This is a genomic window from Siculibacillus lacustris (assembly GCF_004328075.1).
Lineage (GTDB): Bacteria > Pseudomonadota > Alphaproteobacteria > Rhizobiales > Ancalomicrobiaceae > Siculibacillus > Siculibacillus lacustris.
Genome location: NZ_SJFN01000010.1, coordinates 61,955 through 79,145 on the forward strand (window position 1 = coordinate 61,955; position 17,191 = coordinate 79,145).

A 17,191-nucleotide genomic window follows, 5' to 3' on the forward strand; every position below is an offset into this window, starting at 1 on the left:
CCGACTCCGGCTTGACCCTTCCGACCCCCCGTGATTGATCGCGCGAGCACGGGCCGGCCTTCGCCGCGCCGACCGTCGAGGGGGGCGGCATGAGCGAATCCCGCGGGCCGGGCCGAGCGGCATTGCAGTGGGCGGGGTTGGTCGGGTTGTCGGCGCTGGTCGCGACGCTGCTCGAGGAAGCCCACCTGCCGGCCGCCTTCATGCTCGGGCCGCTGATCTCCGGGCTCGTCGTACGTCTCTCGGGCTTCGAGCTGCGCGTGCCGCGAATCGCCTATCTGATGGCGCAATGCGTCATCGGCGGCATGATCGGCGCCGTCCTGACCCCGGCGATCATCCACACCTTCACCTCGGAATGGCCGCTGCTGCTCGCCACGGTCGGCGCCGTGGTGGCGGTGTCGAGCCTGTCGGGCTGGGGCCTGTCGCGCGGCGGCATCGTGCCCGGCACCACCGGCGTGTGGGGGTCGTCGCCCGGCGCGGCCTCGGCGATGGTGATCCTGGCGGAGGCCAACGGCGCCGACGCCCGCCTCGTCGCCTTCATGCAGTATCTGCGGGTGCTGTTCGTCGCCTCGGCGGCCTCGGTGGTGGCGGCGATCTGGATCGGCGACATGGCGCGCACCCCCTTCGTGCTGTTCCCCCTGCCCCATTGGCCGCTGCTGGCGACCACCGTCGCGGTGGTCGGCGGCTGCGGCGCGCTCGGCATCCTGTCGCGCGTTCCCTCGGGGGCGATGCTGGCGCCGATGTTCGGCACGGCGATCCTCCACGGCACCGGGATGGCCAATTTCGAACTGCCGCCGAGCCTGCTGATTCTCGCCTATGCGATGCTCGGCTGGACCATCGGCCTCGGCTTCACCCGCGCCGCCCTCGGCCATGCCTGGCACGCCCTGCCGTGGATCGTCGCCTCGATCGTCGTGCTGATGGTGTTCTGCGGCGGGCTGTCGGTGGTTCTGGTGCACTTCCTCGGCATCGACCCGCTCACCGCCTATCTCGCCACCAGCCCCGGCGGGCTCGACACGGTGGCGATCATCGCCGCATCGACCCCGGTCGACGTCGGCTTCGTGATGGCCATGCAGGCGGTGCGCTTCTTCGTGCTGATCTTGATCGGCCCGAGCCTGTCGCGCTGGGTGGCGGCCCACATCGGCCGCGCCTGAGCCGAGGGTGACCTCGCTTCGCCCGGCCGACCTCTGCTAGGGTCGCCGCCCGTCGGACCGGTCCGACGCGCGACGAGAGGGCGACATGGGCGAAGGCACGACGCAGCACCGCAACGACGCAGGCATCGCCACGGCGATCGGTATCCTCGCCCAACGGTTCGGCGAACGGCTGTCGACCGCGCCGTCGATGCGGGAGCAGCACGGCCATACCCTGACCTGGCTCGCCAATCAGCCGCCCGACGCGGTGGTGTTCGTGCGGTCCGAGGACGAGGTCCGCGACGCGGTGCGGATCTGCGCCGATCACGGAGCACCGATCATCCCCTTCGGCGCCGGCACCTCGCTCGAGGGCCACCTCAACGCCCCCTCCGGCGGCATCTCGATCGATCTCTCCGCTCTCGACCAGATCGTCGCGGTCCATGCCGAGGACCTCGACGTGGTGGTCCAGCCGGGTATCCGCCGCAAGACCCTGAACGACCAGTTGCGGGACACCGGCCTGTTCTTCCCGATCGATCCAGGCGCCGATGCGACGCTGGGCGGCATGGCCGCGACCCGCGCCTCGGGCACCAACGCGGTGCGCTACGGCACGATGAAGGACAACGTCCTGGCACTTCGGGTGGTCGATGCCCGCGGCGAGGTGGTGACGACCTCGCGCCGCGCCCGCAAGTCCTCGACCGGCTACGACCTGACCCGGCTCTACGTCGGCTCCGAGGGCACGCTCGGGATCATCACCGAGCTGACGCTGCGCCTGCACGGCCTTCCCGAGGCGATCTCGGCCGGCATCTGCCCCTTCGCCAGTGTCGCCGCGGCGGCGGAGGCGGTGATCCTGACCATCCAGTCGGGAATCCCGGTGGCGCGCATCGAGTTGCTCGACGAGGTGCAGGTGCGCGCCTGCAACGCCTATTCCAAGCTGACCCTGCCCGAGACGCCGCTGCTGCTGGTCGAGTTCCACGGCACCGAGGCGGGGGTCGCCGAACAGGCGGCGCGCTTCGGCGAGATCGCCGAGGACCTCGGCGGCGGGCCCTTCACCTGGACCACCAGGGCCGAGGAGCGCACCCGCCTGTGGACGGCGCGCCACGACGCCTATTGGGCCGGGTTGGCACTGCGGCCCGGCTGCACCTCGTTCTCCACCGACGTCTGCGTGCCGATCTCGCGGCTCGCCGCCTGCATCGCCGAGACCAAGGCCGACCTCGAAGCGACCGGCCTGATCGGCCCGATCGTCGGTCACGTCGGCGACGGCAATTTCCACGTCCTGCCGCTGTTCGACCCCGCCGACGCCGCCGAAGTGGCCAAGGTCAAGGCCTTCGTCGGGCGGGTGGTCGAGCGGGCGCTGGCGATGGAGGGCACCGCCTCGGGCGAACACGGGGTCGGCCAAGGCAAGATGAAATATCTCGCCGCCGAACACGGCGACGCGGCGATGGCGACGATGGCGGCGATCAAACGGGCGCTCGATCCGCAGGGCCTGTTCAATCCCGGCAAGATCGTCGCGCCGTGACGGAACCCGCGGCGGCGGCAATGCGTCACGGTACCGTCGCGATCGGCGCGGCGAATTGACCGAAGGCTCGAATTCCTGCGGCATTCGCCGTATCGTCGGGCGACGGGCGGCAGCGACACCGCGGAAACCGGAGGCGCAGGCGTGAATTCGCTCTACATCGGCGTCGGCGTGACCATCATCGTCGTGTTGCTCACGGCCCTGATCGGTCCGTTCTTCATCGATTGGACGGCGCATCGCGATCTCTTCGAACGCGAGATCGGACGAATCGTCGGCGCCCAGACGCGCATCCTCGGCGACGTCGAGGCGCGGCTCTTGCCGAGCCCGCGCCTGCGCTTCGCCGACGTGGTGATCGGCCCGGTCGACACGCCGCTGCTGCGCATCGGCCGGTTCGAGCTCGACCTCGAGGCCGCGCCGCTGATCAAAGGCGAGATCCGGGTCGCCGAGACGCGGCTCGAGCGCCCCGCCGTCGACATCGCCATCGCCGCCGACGGCCGCCCGGTGCTGCCGGCCGCCCAGGGCCTCGGCGGCCTCGGTGCGGCCTCGGTCGACCTGATCGAGATCTCCGACGGGCGCTTCACCCTCTCCGACCTGCGCTCGGGCGAGCGCTACGAAGTGTCGCGGATCGCCGCCACCGGCGCGACCGCGAGCCTCGCCGGCCCGTGGAAATTCGACGGCGGCGCGGTGGTCGGCAGCCGGGCGGTGGCCTTCCGGTTGGCCGCGGCGGCGGCCGGCGACGGTGGCCTCGGGCTCAAGATCCAGGCCGGCGCCGCCGACGATCCGGCCAGCGCCGCCCTCGACGCGGTGGTGCGGATCGGCGAGCGCGGGCTGACCCTGACGGGATCGCTGACCGCGGAGCGGCGCGAAGCACTGGCCGGCGTGCCGGCGGCGCTCGGCGGCGGCTTCTTCCATCTCGATGCCCAGATCGCCGGCACTCCGGACGCGATCGAGGCGACCGGGATCGCCCTGGCGGTGGGGCCGGAGGAGAAGGCCGCCCAGTTCACCGGCGACGGCCGGGTGACGCTCGGCCGGACGCCGCGCCTCGAGGCCCGGCTCGCCGCCAAGCAGATCGACCTCGATCGGCTCGCCGCCCGCGAGGACACGCCGCGAGCCGATCCGGCGCGGCTGATCGGCGACCTGATCACCGGGCTCTCCGGCCTCGGCGAGGGCACCGCGGCGACCCGCCTGCGCCTCGACGTCCAGGGTCTGGTGATCGGCGGCGGCGTGGTCCAGGAACTCGGCGCCGAAGTCGTCGGCCGCCCCGGCGGCTTGGCGCTCGAAAAGCTCGAGGCGCGGCTGCCCGGCCGCGCCCGGCTCGATCTCTCCGGCCGGGTCGCGACCGCCGGCGGTCCGCGTTTCGAAGGACGCGCCGAGCTTTCGGCCGAACAGCCGGCGCTGCTCGCCGCATGGTGGCGCGGCCGGCCGATCCCCGGCGAGCGCTTCGATCCGGTGTCGCTGGCCGGCGAGGTGGCGATCGCCGCCGATCGGCTGAGCGGCGAAGGTCTCGCCCTCAAGGTCGGCACGGCGACGGCGCGCGGCCGCTTCGGTTGGACCCGCGGCGCGGCGCTGAGCATCGCGGCGAGCGCCGATCGCCTGGAGTTCGATCAGTTGGCCCGACTCGGGCGGCTGTTCTTCGACGAGGACGGGGCCGGCCGGCCGGCGGCGCTGGAGGTCGACCTCGACGCCGGCGCGCTGGTGGTCGGCGGCATCGCCGCCCGCACCGTCGGCATCCGCGCCCGCGCCTCCGACGAGACCCTGGCGATCGACCGCCTGTCGGTGGCCGATTTCGCCGGCGCTCGCCTCGAAGGGTCCGGCCGTATCGACCGCCCGACCACCGTGCCCGACGGCTCGATCGACCTGACCATCGTCGCGGCGCGGCCGGAAGCGGCGGTGCGCGCCGTCGCCGGGCTGTTCGGCGACGCCGCCCTGGTCGACCGCGCGGTCGGCATCGCCGCCCTCGCCGCGCCGCTCGATCTGCGCCTCAAACTCGCCGGCCGAGCCTCGGGCAACGCCGCCAGCGACGTCGCCTTCACCGCCGAGGGGCGAGCGGCGGGCGCCACACTCGCCGTCGACGGGCGCTACGCCGGCCGCATCGACGATCCGGTTCATGCCACGGTCAAGGCCCGCGCCAGCCTCGACGGCGCGGCGCCGACCGGGGCGCTGGCCCGCGCGCTCGGGCCGGTCGGTGCCAAGGGACGGATCGCCGTCGCGGTCACCGCGGACGGCGTCGCCGCCGGCGAGGGGCTGACGATCGACGCCTCGGCCTCGCTCGGGGCCGGGCGAATCGCCACCGGCGGGCGGCTGCGGATCGCCGACGGCGGCGTCGAGATCCTCGACGGCCGGGCGTCGGTCGCCTCGCCCGACGCCACCGGGCTCGCGGCGCTCGCCGGGCGGCCACTGCTCGCCATCGAACGCCGCCTGCCGCTCGACGTGAGCCTGAAGCTCGCCGGGGTGTGGCCGAAGCTGGCGATCTCCGATCTCGCCGGCCGCATCGACGCGGCGGCGGTTCGGGCCTCGGGCACCGTCGACCTCGGGCGCAGGCCGGCGGCGGTCGCAGGAAGCATCGAACTCGACCGGGTCGACGTCGCGACGCTCGCCGGGCTGGTGCTCGGCGAAGGCGCCTCGGCCGACGGCGGCGCGGGCGGCGCGGTGTGGTCGGACGCGGCTCTGGCCGAGCCGGCCTTCGCCGGAATCGCCGATCTCGCGGTGACCGTCGCCGCCGGGCGAGCGGCGCTGAGCGACACGGTGGCGCTCGACCATCTGCGCTTCGCCCTCGACGCGCGCGCCGGGCGGACGCGGATCCGCGATCTCGCGGCGGGCTTCGCCGGCGGGACCTTCGCCGGCGAGATCGCCGTCGACCGCGACGAGCGCAGCGGCACGCGCATCGACGGGCGGGCTTCGCTTTCCGGCGTGTCGCTGGAAGAGATCGGCTGGCGCAACGGCGATCGGCCGGTCGCCTCGGGCCGGATCGGCGGCGACGCGACCTTCGCCACCACCGGGCGCTCGGCGGCGGCGATGGTCGCCGGGCTCTCCGGCCAGGGCAATCTGCGCCTCGACGGGGTGCGGGTCGCCGGGATCGGCATCGACGCCCTGTCGGCGACGGCGGTGGCCGCCGATTCCGGGGCGGCGACCACGCCCGACGAGATCGAAAAGGTGTTTCGGGCGCGGATGGCGGCGAGCGCCACCCAGATCGAACGCGCGGAGGCGCCCTTCGCGATGGAGGCGGGGGTGGCGCGCAGCGGCCGCATCGCCGTCGAGACGCCGGCGGCGCGGATCTCCGGGCGGATGGCGGTCGATCTGCCGCGCGGCGCTCTCGACGCCGACTGGACCCTGGAGCCGCTCGGCAAGGCGGCGGAAGGCACCCGCACGCCGATCTCCAAGGCGACGCCCTCGGCCGGCATCACCCTGCGTGGGCCGATCGATCGGCCGCAGGTACGCTTCGACGTGGCGCCGCTCGCCGCCTATCTGACCCTGCGCAGTTTCGAACGCGACATCGACCGGGTCGAGACGCTGCAGCAGGACATCGTCGAGCGCCAGCGCTTCGCCCGCGAACGCCGCCGGCTCGAGGAGATCCGCCAGGAGGAGGAGCGCGCCCGCAAGGCCCAGGAAGCCGAGACCTTGCGCCGGGCACAGGAGGCGGAAGCCGCGCGTCGCGCCGAAGCCCAGCGCCGTGCCCAGGAGGCCGAGGCCGCCCGCCGGGCCGCCCAGGCTCCGCCACCGCCCGCGCCGGCGCCCGTCGCGCCGCCCCCGGCCCCGATTGCTCCGGCGCCCGCACCCATCGTCGCCCCGGCCCCGATCGCGGTGCCGCCGACCTCGCCGGCATCGGCTGCACCGAACCCGCCCGTCCCGTCGCCGGCGGCGTCGCCCGCACCGAACCTGCCGCCACCGGCCGTGACGGCGCCACTCGCCCCGACCCCGACGGTCGCAGCGCCCGCGTCCGACGGCGCGGTTCCGACGCCGCCGAGCGCCGCGCCCGCGCCGATCGCGGGATCTCCGACCGCCCCGTCGCCGGTCGCCGCCGCCCCGCCGCCGGCCGAGCCGCCGCCGTTGCCGCCGATGATCCGGATCGCCCCGGCGCCGTCGATCCTCGGCAGTGGCGCCGCCGGATCGGGCGGCAGCACCGGCGCGCCGATGACCATCCTGCCGCCGGGCGTCCAACCGCCGCCGTGAAGTCGCGAGAGGGACGGGGCGCGGCGACGGATCGTGAGGACGGAGGCGCCACGCGCGCCCGTCGCCGCCCCCTGCGCACTGACCCGATTCGCTTCCCTACGGATCGCACTCTCCCGTCGCTCCCGGCGAGCGCAGCGAGGGAAGGGAGCCCAGCTCCTCGATGACCAACTGAAATTACGATGGATCCCCTTCCCGGCGCGGGCCGCGCCGCCGGGGATGACGGCCGTGGGTGGGCAACCTCCCGGGGGTCCGTTCGAGCGCACCGAAGCCCCCCGGACGGAAGACACGACGGCCCCTCGCGCGAGCGGACAAGCCGCCCGGCTTGACTTTTCCCGCCCGCTGCCGCTCCTCGGCGGCGTCCGTTCAGCCCTCGAGGTCGCCCGTGCCCACCCATGTCTGGCGTCTCACCACGACGCGCACCCTCGCCGTCCGCATCGCCGACGCGCTGACCGACGGCGAGATCTTCGTCGACGCCGATGCCGGCGGTGCCTTCGATCTCGGCGACGGCACCTGGGCGATCGAAGCCTATTTCCCGGAAGCCGTCGATCCGACCGACCTCGCCGAGGCCCTGGTCGAGCTGATCGTCGGCGAAGGTCTCGCCGCAGTGGGGCCCGCCCGCGAGCTCCTCGCCCGAGCCAATCAGCGCCCGCTCGGCCCCGCCGACTGGACCGAGATCGGCCTCGACGCCCTGCCGCCGATCGCCGCCGGGCGGTTTCGGGTGTTCGGCGAACACAACCGACCGCCCACCCTGCGCCGCGCCGATCTGCTGATCGAAGCCTCGACCGCCTTCGGCTCGGGCGATCACGCCTCGACCCAACTGTCGCTCGCCGGGCTCGACGCCCATCTCGCCGCCCACCCGACGACCCGCGTCCTCGATCTCGGCACCGGCACCGGCATCCTCGGGCTGGCGGTGGCCCGGGTGCGTCCCGCCACGCAGATCCTCGCCTCCGACGTCGCATCGGTCGCGGTGCTCACCGCGGAGCGCAATCGCCGGATCAACGGCGTCGGCGACCGCTTCCGGGCGATCCTCGCCGACGGCCTCGCCGATCCACGCATCCGCGCCGCCGCGCCCTTCGATCTGGTGCTCGCCAACATCCTGCCCGATCCGCTGTGCCGTTTCGCCGGCCCCCTGGTGCCGCTGATGGCGCCGGGCGCCGCCCTGATCGTCGCCGGGCTCAGAGTCGGCGAACAGGCCCGCCTGGAATCGGCCTACCGCGCCCGGGGCTTGCATCTGGTCGCCCGCCGGTCGATCAAGGAATGGGCCTCGCTGACCTTCCGCCGCCCCTGAGCCGCCCCTTCGGAGAATTTGCCATGCCCGCCGTCCAGGTGCGTCTCGTCGCCGAAGGCCCCGAATCCGAACGCCTCGAGCGCCTGCTCGGCGAAGCCTTCGAACTCGACGGCTATCCGGTCACCCGCGAGGAGACCGTCGCCTATTCCGAGATCTGGACCGTCGACGCGCTGATCTTCGATGCCGACGACGAGGCGGACGCCGTCGCCCGAGTGCGCGAGGCGCTCGGCGCCGAAGCCGAGGACCACGCACTCACCACCACCGTTCTCGATCTCGACGCCAATTGGGTGGCGATGAGCGAGGAGATCCGCCACCCGGTCGCCGCCGGCCGCTTCTTCGTGCACGGCAGCCACGATCGCCATCGCCGCCCGCCGAACGGCGTGGCGATCGAAATCGACGCCGAGATGGCCTTCGGTACCGGCCATCACGCCACCACCTGGGCCTGCCTCGCCGCCCTCGACGCGCTGCTCAAGCGGCGCAGCTACGCCCGCCCGCTCGATCTCGGCACCGGCACCGGCGTGCTGGCGATCGCGCTCGCCCGCGTCCTCCACGTGCCGATCGTCGCCACCGACATCGATCCGGTCGCCGTCGCCATTGCCCGCGCCAATGCCCATCTGAACGGCGTCGGCCGCGAGATCCGCGCCGTGGTCGCCGACGGCATGAAGGCCCGGCTCCTCGCCGAGGAGGCGCCCTACGATCTGGTGGTCGCCAACATCCTGGCGGGACCGCTGACCCGCCTCGCAGCCCCGGTGGCGCGCAGCCTCTCCTATGACGCCACCGTCGTGCTGTCGGGCCTGCGGACCATCGAACGCGGCCGCGTGCTCGCCGCCTGGGCGGCCTGCGGCCTGCATTTCGTGGGCGAGGTCGAACGCGACGGCTGGCTCGCCCTGGTGCTGGCCAACGGCCGCCGCTGACCGGCGAACCACCTTCGGATCGGACCGTCGCGCCGCCGCCGCCCGGCGGGCGGACGCCGCCACCCGCGGGGATCCCGGGTGGCGGCCCCGCGCCGCGTCAATGGGCGAGTTGCGCCATCGTCTCGTTGTAGTCGCGGATGCCGTCGAGAACGTCCCACGCCGCGAACACCACCGGGAAGGCCTTGCCGACGATCTTGTAACCGGTCGCCAGACGCGACGCCTGGGTGAGCACCCCTTGCTGGCGGGCGGCCTGTTCGGTCGAGGCCCGCAGGATGCCCTGGGACTTGCGGATCGCCGCCCGGCGCAGGCCCTCCAGGCCGAGGCGCTCGGAATGCTGGCGGATCAGCCCTTCGGCCGACTTGATGATCTGTTCGGCCTTGCTGGCGTGTTGCAGCGCAAGGTGGCCACCGTATTCGGACGCCCGCCCGCCGAGCTCCGAGGTCACGCCCTTGCCGGCTTCGAAGGACACCGCCGCCACCGACGCCGAGGTGGCGTCCTCCCAGGTCTTGACCAGCGCCTTGCCCATCGAAAAACCGGTCGACACCGCGCCGTAGGCGAGGCCGGACGCCCCCGGGCTCAGCCCCCAGACGCAGAGCGCCGAGACCCCGCCGCCTTCGGCGGCGATCGCCGCGAGCGCCATCGGCGCCCCGAGACCGATCGCGGCGATCCCCACCGTGGCGGCGAGTTCGATCATCGCCATGTTGGCGATGCCGCCCTCCAGCTCGGCGACCACCATCCGGTTGATCTCGGTCGTGTCCCGTCCCATCGCCAGGAAAGCATCGTGGGCGAACTTGCGTTCGCGCCGCGCCCAATCGACGTAGGCATGCGCGGCCTTCGGTCCATGTCCGTTCAATTCGTCGATCCAGCGGAACATGAACTGCTGGTGGAGATGGTCGATCGCGTCCTGAATCTCGCGACGTGAAGAGGTCTCGATTTCGAACGTCCCCGGCGGCTCTTTCCAGAAGAGCAGCGAATAGTAGATGTTCAACACCGTGCTGTCGTTCTTGGTGTGCCACGTCATTTGGCTGTGCCGCTGCAGGGCGATGGCCATCGCCACCGAGCGGAAGAACTTGCTGATGGCATCGAGATCGTAGCAGACGATCGGACTATCGGCGCGGGGCATGGCTCTTCTCCCAGTCGATGGTGCAGCGCACTACAGCAATATCAAAGTATTATTTCACCCACGGTTCGATATTTAATCCCATTTTCATGGCCGAAGTTGGCAGCTGCTTCCATACCACGGCCGTTCTTTGGTCTGCGTCGATCGGTCGCACACGGTCAATCCTGGTCGCGATCGCGTGAGACCTCGCCTGTTGCTGTTGCGATTTCTGCGCTCGCCGGGCCATCCTCTCGGTCAGACGGGCGAAGTGATTCGGCCGCGGCTTGCGGCCCGTCAACGAGCTGCCGCAAACCGCGTGCAAGAATGGAATGCGCAGTCACAACAAGAAAAATCGGGAGACGCACCATGGCTCGCATGAAGATCGCCAATGGGACCTGGATCTTGGTCGGCGACGGTCGCAAGGCTCTGTTCCTCCGCAACGACGGCATGCCGGAGATGCCCAACCTGCACTGCATCGCAATGCGCGAGCAGACCAATCCCGCCACCCGCGACCAGGGCCGCGACGCCCCCGGCCGCGTCGCCGTCGCTGCCGGTGCCCGCCGCGCCTCGGTCGAACCGACCGACCTGCACGATCTGGCCGAACGCCGCTTCGCCCATCGCCTCGCCGCCGACCTCAACGCCGCCGCCCACGACGGCCGCTACGACCACCTGATCGTGGTCGCCCCGCCGCGCATGCTCGCCACGCTGCGCGACGAACTGTCCTGCGAGGCCAAGGCCTGCCTCTGCGCCGAGATCGACAAGGATCTGACCCGTCACACCCTCGCCGACATCGAGACCATCCTGATGGCCGCCGGCTGAGCCCTCGCCCCGGGGCTCGTGCCCCGGGTCCCGACCGGGACACGCCGCGCCGGGTCACGCGCGGCGTCCCATGCGATGCTTTCGCATGACCGGACCTCCCACGGCGTTCGGCCGTCGCGGGGCTCGTTCGGATCTGCCCGCGCCCCGCGCCGGATCCTCGGCGTTCGCGCTCCATTGCCGGTCGCCGCCCCACGCGGACGAGCGATGTTGCGGGCGCGTCGAGCTTTTCGTTGCCTCGGCGCGGGAGCGCGATACACTCGCCGCCATGTTCCAGACCTATGACACGCCCGCCGACCCGACCCTCGGCGCCCCCCGCCTCGCGCGCCTGCGCGTCGAGATCGCCCGCCGGGGCCTCGCCGGCTTCCTGGTGCCCCGCGCCGACGAGTTCCAGGGCGAATACGTCCCGCCCTCGGCCGAACGCCTGCGCTGGCTGACCGGCTTTTCCGGCTCCGCCGGCGCCGCGGTGGTCCTCGCGGATGAAGCCGCGCTGTTCGTCGACGGCCGCTACACCCTCCAGGCCGCCGCCGAAGCCGATCTGACCGCCTTCACCCTGGTCGATCTGGTGGCGACGCCGCCGCAGACCTGGGTCGCCTCGCGCCTCGGCGCCGGCGACCGCCTCGGCTTCGATCCCTGGCTGCACACCCGCGCCCAGATCCGCCGCCTCGCCGCCGCCCTCGAGCCGCGTGGCGCGGAGCTGGTCGCCGTCGACAATCTCGTCGACGCGATCTGGGACGACCGCCCGGCCGCGCCCACCGGCGCCCTGTCGCCGCAGCCGCTCGACCTCGCCGGCCAATCCGCCGCCGCCAAGCGCACGGCGCTCTCGGCCCACCTCACCGAAATCGGCGCCGACGCCCTGCTGGTGGTCCAGCCCGATTCGCTCGCCTGGGCCTTCAACCTCCGCGGCCGCGACGTCGCCCACAATCCGGTGCCGCTGGCCCATGCCGTGGTGCCGCGCGACGGTCGCCCGACGCTGTTCGTCGCCCCCGCCAAGGTCGACGCCGACCTCGCCGCGACGCTGCGCACCGAGCTCGACCTCGCCTCCCCCGGCGATCTCCTCGCCGCCCTCGATGCGCTCGGTGCCGCCGGTGCGCGGGTGGCGATCGACCCGGTCTGGACCCCCGAGATCCTCGCCCGCCGGCTGGAGGCCGCCGGCGCGGTGCTGGTCGAGGGCGACGATCCGGTGATCCTGCCGAAGGCCCGGAAGAACGCCGCCGAAATCGCCGGCGCCCGCGCCGCCCATGTCCGCGACGGCGCCGCCATGGCCCGCTTCCTCGCGTGGTTCGACGCCGAGGGTCGCTTCACCGACGAGATCGCCTGCGCCGAAAAGCTGGAGGCGCTGCGCGCCGAGGGCGGGCGCCTGCTCGACATCTCCTTTGCCACCATCGCCGCCGCCGGCCCCGATGCCGCCCTGCCCCACTATCACCCGACCCGCGCCGGCAACCGGGCGATCGACGCCGACGGCCTGTTCCTGATCGACTCCGGCGGCCAGTACCGCGACGGCACCACCGACGTAACCCGCACCATCGCCGTCGGCACCCCGCCGGCCGAGATGCGCCGGGCCTTCACCCTGGTGCTGAAGGGCCACATCGCCATCGCCACCGCCCGCTTCCCGGTCGGCACCACCGGCGCCGCCCTCGATACGCTCGCCCGCATCGCCCTGTGGAAGGCCGGCCACGACTTCGACCACGGCACCGGCCACGGCGTCGGCTCCTACCTGTCGGTCCACGAGGGACCGCAGCGCATCGCCAAGTCCGGCACCGCGGCGCTCGAGCCCGGCATGATCGTGTCGAACGAGCCCGGCTTCTACGCCGCCGGAGCCTTCGGCATCCGCATCGAGAATCTCGAACTGGTCACCCCGGCGGAAGCGATCCCCGGCGGCGATCGGCCGATGCTCGGCTTCGAAGTGCTGACCCTGGTGCCGATCGATCGCCGGCTGATCGACCCGGCGCTGCTCGCCCCGGAGGAAATCGCCTGGCTCGACCGCTACCACGCGCGGGTGCGCGCCACGATCCTGCCGCTGGTCGACGCGGTCACCGCCCCGTGGCTGATCGCCGCGACCGAACCGCTCGCCTGAGCGACCGCCCGAGGACACCATCATGAGCGACTACACTCTCCATTGCTTCGGCGAGAGCGGCAATTCCTACAAGGCGGCGCTGATGCTCGAGCTGTGCGGGCTCGACTGGGCGCCGGCCTTCGTACCCTTCTTCGAGGGCGCCACCCGCAAGACCGAATGGCGCGAGACGCTCAACGAGATGGGCGAGGCGCCGGTGCTGATCCACGGCGATCTGACGCTGACCCAGTCGGGCGTGATCCTCGACTATCTCGCCGAAGAGACCGGCAAGTTCGGCCCGGAGACCGCCGCCGAGCGCCGCGAGATCTGGCGCTGGATTCTCTTCGACAACCACAAGTTCACCAGCTATTTCGCCACCCTGCGCTTCTTCCTCGGGATCAAGAAGTTCCCCGAGAGCCCGGTCACCGAGTTCCTGCGCGGGCGGGTGATCGACGCCTACAAGGTGGTTGAGAAGCATCTGGCGAGCCGCGACTTCCTGGTCGGCGGCCGCCCGACCATCGCCGATCTGTCGCTCGCCGGTTATTGCTTCTACACCGAGGAGGTCGGCTTCGACCGCTGGGCGACCTTCCCGGCCGTCCACGCCTGGACCGGGCGCATCGCCGCCCTGCCCGGCTGGAAAGGCCCCTGGGAGCTGATGCCCTCCGCGCTCACCGGCCCCTCCGCCGGCTGAGCCGCGTCAGGTGCGGCCACGCGCCGCGCCGCCACCGATGCCGATCCACACCCCAAGGCCGATCGTCGCAGCGGCGACGACGATCGCCGGCGTAAGGCTCTCGCCGAGCACCATCACGGCGAGGATCACCCCGGAGACCGGCTGCAGAAACTGGAACACCCCGACCCGGGCGATGCCGCCGCGGCCGAGCGCCCAGTACCACGCGACATAGCCGATCACCGACACCCCGACCGCCAGATAGGCGACGCCGGCCCAGGCGGCGAGCGATACGCCGCCGACGTCGACCCCGGCGAGGAGCGACGGCAGCAGCGGCAGAATCGGCAGGCTGGCGAAGACGATCCCCCAATAGGTCGTCCCCTGCGCCGGATAGCCGGTCTGTTTCAGCCGGCCGCCGGCGACGTAGCCGATCGCCCCGAACACCCCGGCGAGCCCGACCAGGAGATCGCCGACGAGATCCTCGCCGCCCGAGGCCGTCGCCCGGAGCGAGATCAGCAGCAACTCGCCGGCGAGCGCGATAGCGCAGCCGAGCCACCAGCGGCCGGCCGGCCGGCGACGTTCGACCAGATGGGCGATCGCCCCGGTGGCGATCGGCACCATCGCCAGGATCATCGATCCGTGGATGCCCGAAGTGCGCTGCATACCGAGCGAGAAGAACAGCGGAAAGGCGAAATAGCCGCAGGCTGCCGACACCGCCAGTCCGGCGATCTGTCGCCGGCCGCGCGGCAGCGGCACGCCGAGCGCCAACCCGATCGGCAGGGCGACCAGCCCGCCGAGCACGGTGCGCAGGCAGGCGACGAGGACGGGCGACAGTTCGGCGACGGCAACCTTGGTGCCGATCGCCGAGCCACCCCACAGCACGATTCCGAACAGTGCGACGACGACCACCAGCGGCGACATGGGCACGAACCTCCGTCACGAGAGGGGGCCCAGGCGAGCGGCACGCATCGGCCGCGCTCCCCGATGGTGATCCATCCGATGTCGCCAGTCACGCGGTCGACCGCAGCCTGCCCGAGGCGCCCGACGTCGTCAACGCCCCGGGAAGCGCGGGACGGACGCCCATCGGTGCTTCCGATCGCCGCGCATTGGCCCTAGAAACGTCCGAGATCACCGCTTCGGGAGAGCCCCCATGTCGACGCCCGAGTCCGCCGCCGTCCCGCCCGAGACGCTCGACGAGGTCCAGGCCGCCGCCGAGATCGCGCGGCTTTCCGACGCGATCCGCGCCGCCGATCGCGCCTATTACCAGGACGACGCGCCGACCCTCACCGACGCCGACTACGACGCGCGCCGCCGCCGGCTGATCGCCCTCGAGGCGCGTTTTCCGGCACTCAAGGCGCCCGACAGCCCGACCGTGACGGTCGGCGCGGGCCTCTCCGAGCGCTTCGCCAAGATCACCCACGCGGTGCCGATGCTCAGCCTCGACAACGCCTTCGCCGACGGCGACGTCGCCGATTTCGTGGGCCGCGTCCACAAGTTCCTCGCCACCCACGGCCAGCCGGTGATCTTCGCCGCCGAGCCGAAGATCGACGGCTTGTCGCTCAACCTGCGCTACGAATCCGGCCGGCTGGTCTCGGCCGCGACCCGCGGCGACGGCGCCGAGGGCGAGAACGTCACCGCCAACGTCCGCACCATCGCCGAGATCCCGACCGTGCTGCCGGCCGGCGTGCCCGAGATCCTGGAGGTGCGCGGCGAGGTCTACATGAGCCACGCCGACTTCGCGGCGCTCAACGCCCGCCACGAATCGACCGGCGGCAAGACCTTCGCCAACCCGCGCAACGCCGCCGCCGGATCGCTGCGCCAGCTCGACGCGCGCATCACCGCGGCGCGGCCGCTCAAATTCTTCGCCTATGCCTGGGGCGAGGTCTCCGACTGGGACGTCGACACCCAGTTCGAGCGGGTCCGGGCCTTCGGCGACTGGGGCTTTCCGGTCAATCCGCTGATGGTGCGCTGCGCCTCGGCCGACGAGCTCCTCGCCCACTACCGCGCCATCGAGGCGCAGCGCGCCACGCTCGGCTACGACATCGACGGCGTGGTCTACAAGGTCGACCGCCTCGACCTGCAGCAGCGTCTGGGCTTCGTGTCGCGGAGCCCCCGCTGGGCGATCGCCCACAAATTCCCGGCCGAACGGGCGACGACGCTCCTCGAGGGCATCGACATCCAGGTCGGCCGGACCGGGGCCCATACCCCGGTCGCCCGGCTGGCGCCGGTGACCGTCGGCGGCGTGGTGGTGACCAACGCCAGCCTGCACAATGCCGACGAGATCGCCCGACTCAACGCGCGGATCGGCGATACCGTGGTGGTCCAGCGGGCCGGCGACGTGATCCCGCAGATCGTTGCGGTGGTGAAGGACGACGCCCACGAGGGCCGCGCGGCTTACGAGTTTCCCCATCTCTGCCTGTGCGATCTCAAGACCCCGGTGATCCGCGAAGCGACGGCCTCCGGCGAGGAAGGGGTGATCCGCCGCTGCACCGGCGAATTCGCCTGTCCCTTCCAGCGCCAGGAGCACCTGCGCCACTTCGTGTCGCGCCGCGCCTTCGACATCGAGGGGCTCGGCGACAAGCAGATCGAATTCTTCTTCGCCGATCCCGACTTCCCCGTGCGCGAGCCGGCCGACATCTTCACCCTCGCCGAACGCAACGCCGCGAGCCTGCTGAAGAAGCTCGAGAACAAGGAGGGCTTCGGCGCGGTCAGCGTCGCCAAATTGTTCGCGGCGATCGACGAGCGCCGCACCATCGGCCTCGAACGCTTCCTGTTCGCCCTGGGCATCCGCAACGTCGGCGAGACCACGGCGCGGCAACTGGCCCGCGCCTACGGCTCGTGGACCGCCTTCCGCGACGCGGCGACGCGGCTCGTCGAGGGCGACACGGGGGCCCGCGAGGAGATGGACGCCATCGACCAGATCGGCGAGACGGTGATCGATTCGATCGCCGCCTATTTCCGCGAACCGCACAACCGCGACGTGGTCGATCGGCTGATCGCCCGGGTGACGCCGCTCGATGCGGAAAAGCCCAAGACCGACACCGCGGTCGCCGGCAAGACCGTCGTCTTCACCGGCAGCCTCGAGAAGATGACCCGCGACGAGGCCAAGGCGATGGCCGAACGGCTCGGCGCCAAGGTCTCCGGCTCGGTCTCGGCCAAGACCCACATCGTGGTCGCCGGCCCCGGCGCCGGCTCGAAACTGACCAAGGCGCGCGAACTCGGCCTCGAGGTGCTGACCGAAGACGAATGGCTGGCGCTGGTCGGGGCCGGCTGAGGCCGGCCGCGCCCCTCCCCCCGATCATCGCCCCCGCATCGCCCGAACCCGCGCGAGGCGCGCGCCCACGCCGCCGTCGCACACGGCTGCCCCCGACCCGCCCCATCACCGCGCCGACCGAAGGTCATCGCGCGAAGCCGTCGCGTTTTCGAAAGGGTGCAGCCGCGCCTTCGGCGGAGGGGGCGGCGACGCCCCTTCGGCGGGCGAAAGGGATCATGCTGCATTGCAATATGTCGCGGAAAAGCTCATTAGACTTTGGTCTGAGGGCGTCTA

The 17,191-nt window shown here is 72.3% G+C and carries 11 protein-coding genes and 1 riboswitch; of the genes, 9 read left to right on the forward strand and 2 right to left on the reverse strand.

Annotation, left to right across the window (positions count from 1 at the left end; all coding sequences use genetic code 11):
• The first annotated feature begins 89 nt into the window (after positions 1–89).
• The 5 genes from EYW49_RS08290 (at position 90) to EYW49_RS08310 (ending at position 9,009) form a co-directional block, all read left to right on the forward strand.
• Positions 90–1,148: an AbrB family transcriptional regulator gene (locus EYW49_RS08290; RefSeq protein WP_131308118.1), complete on the forward strand. Its 1,059-nt coding sequence runs from the start codon at positions 90–92 to the stop codon at positions 1,146–1,148.
• An 85-nt stretch (positions 1,149–1,233) separates the two neighbouring features.
• Entirely contained in the window at positions 1,234–2,640 is a 1,407-nt protein-coding gene (locus tag EYW49_RS08295) for an FAD-binding oxidoreductase (protein ID WP_131308121.1), read from the forward strand.
• Positions 2,641–2,781: 141 nt separating this feature from the next.
• Positions 2,782–6,807, forward strand: coding sequence for an AsmA family protein (locus tag EYW49_RS08300; RefSeq protein ID WP_131308123.1), 4,026 nt, complete (start codon positions 2,782–2,784; stop codon positions 6,805–6,807).
• A 382-nt stretch (positions 6,808–7,189) separates the two neighbouring features.
• Positions 7,190–8,095, forward strand: coding sequence for a 50S ribosomal protein L11 methyltransferase (locus tag EYW49_RS08305; RefSeq protein WP_165498179.1), 906 nt, complete (start codon positions 7,190–7,192; stop codon positions 8,093–8,095).
• A 23-nt stretch (positions 8,096–8,118) separates the two neighbouring features.
• Positions 8,119–9,009, forward strand: a complete 891-nt coding sequence (locus EYW49_RS08310; RefSeq protein ID WP_165498180.1) for a 50S ribosomal protein L11 methyltransferase — start codon at positions 8,119–8,121, stop codon at positions 9,007–9,009.
• A gap of 97 nt (positions 9,010–9,106) precedes the next feature.
• On the opposite strand, the gene EYW49_RS08315 is transcribed toward EYW49_RS08310, so the two are convergent.
• Entirely contained in the window at positions 9,107–10,132 is a 1,026-nt protein-coding gene (locus EYW49_RS08315; protein WP_131308129.1) for a PIN domain-containing protein, read from the reverse strand.
• Between the two features lie 342 nt (positions 10,133–10,474).
• Between EYW49_RS08315 and EYW49_RS08320 the strand changes: the two genes are divergently transcribed.
• The 3 genes from EYW49_RS08320 to EYW49_RS08330 all read left to right on the forward strand — a co-directional run bounded on the left by EYW49_RS08320 (position 10,475) and on the right by EYW49_RS08330 (position 13,668).
• Positions 10,475–10,927 (forward strand): host attachment family protein, encoded by a 453-nt coding sequence (locus EYW49_RS08320; RefSeq protein WP_228259542.1) that lies wholly within the window; start codon positions 10,475–10,477, stop codon positions 10,925–10,927.
• Between the two features lie 265 nt (positions 10,928–11,192).
• Positions 11,193–13,001 (forward strand): aminopeptidase P family protein, encoded by a 1,809-nt coding sequence (locus tag EYW49_RS08325; RefSeq protein ID WP_131308131.1) that lies wholly within the window; start codon positions 11,193–11,195, stop codon positions 12,999–13,001.
• A 22-nt stretch (positions 13,002–13,023) separates the two neighbouring features.
• On the forward strand, positions 13,024–13,668 hold the full coding sequence (locus EYW49_RS08330; protein WP_131308133.1) for a glutathione S-transferase family protein: 645 nt from the start codon (positions 13,024–13,026) through the stop codon (positions 13,666–13,668).
• 6 nt (positions 13,669–13,674) lie between these two features.
• Here EYW49_RS08330 and EYW49_RS08335 read toward each other — a convergent pair whose 3' ends face one another.
• On the reverse strand, positions 13,675–14,565 hold the full coding sequence (locus tag EYW49_RS08335) for a DMT family transporter (protein ID WP_131308135.1): 891 nt from the start codon (positions 14,563–14,565) through the stop codon (positions 13,675–13,677).
• 20 nt (positions 14,566–14,585) lie between these two features.
• A riboswitch (ZMP/ZTP riboswitch) is annotated at positions 14,586–14,667 on the reverse strand.
• Positions 14,668–14,794: 127 nt separating this feature from the next.
• Here EYW49_RS08335 and ligA point away from each other — a divergent pair.
• Positions 14,795–16,918, forward strand: coding sequence for an NAD-dependent DNA ligase LigA (gene ligA, locus EYW49_RS08340; RefSeq protein WP_131308137.1), 2,124 nt, complete (start codon positions 14,795–14,797; stop codon positions 16,916–16,918).
• Positions 16,919–17,191: the final 273 nt, after the last annotated feature.

Excerpts from the sequence above, each read along its gene's own strand:
- EYW49_RS08290 (WP_131308118.1), top strand. The coding sequence starts at position 90 with ATGAGCGAATCCCGCGGGCCGGGCCGAGCGGCATTGCAGTGGGCGGGG.
- EYW49_RS08295 (WP_131308121.1), top strand. The coding sequence starts at position 1,234 with ATGGGCGAAGGCACGACGCAGCACCGCAACGACGCAGGCATCGCCACG.
- EYW49_RS08310 (WP_165498180.1), top strand. The coding sequence starts at position 8,119 with ATGCCCGCCGTCCAGGTGCGTCTCGTCGCCGAAGGCCCCGAATCCGAA.
- EYW49_RS08315 (WP_131308129.1), bottom strand. The coding sequence starts at position 10,132 with ATGCCCCGCGCCGATAGTCCGATCGTCTGCTACGATCTCGATGCCATC.
- EYW49_RS08320 (WP_228259542.1), top strand. The coding sequence starts at position 10,475 with ATGGCTCGCATGAAGATCGCCAATGGGACCTGGATCTTGGTCGGCGAC.
- EYW49_RS08325 (WP_131308131.1), top strand. The coding sequence starts at position 11,193 with ATGTTCCAGACCTATGACACGCCCGCCGACCCGACCCTCGGCGCCCCC.
- EYW49_RS08330 (WP_131308133.1), top strand. The coding sequence starts at position 13,024 with ATGAGCGACTACACTCTCCATTGCTTCGGCGAGAGCGGCAATTCCTAC.
- EYW49_RS08335 (WP_131308135.1), bottom strand. The coding sequence starts at position 14,565 with ATGTCGCCGCTGGTGGTCGTCGTCGCACTGTTCGGAATCGTGCTGTGG.
- ligA (WP_131308137.1), top strand. The coding sequence starts at position 14,795 with ATGTCGACGCCCGAGTCCGCCGCCGTCCCGCCCGAGACGCTCGACGAG.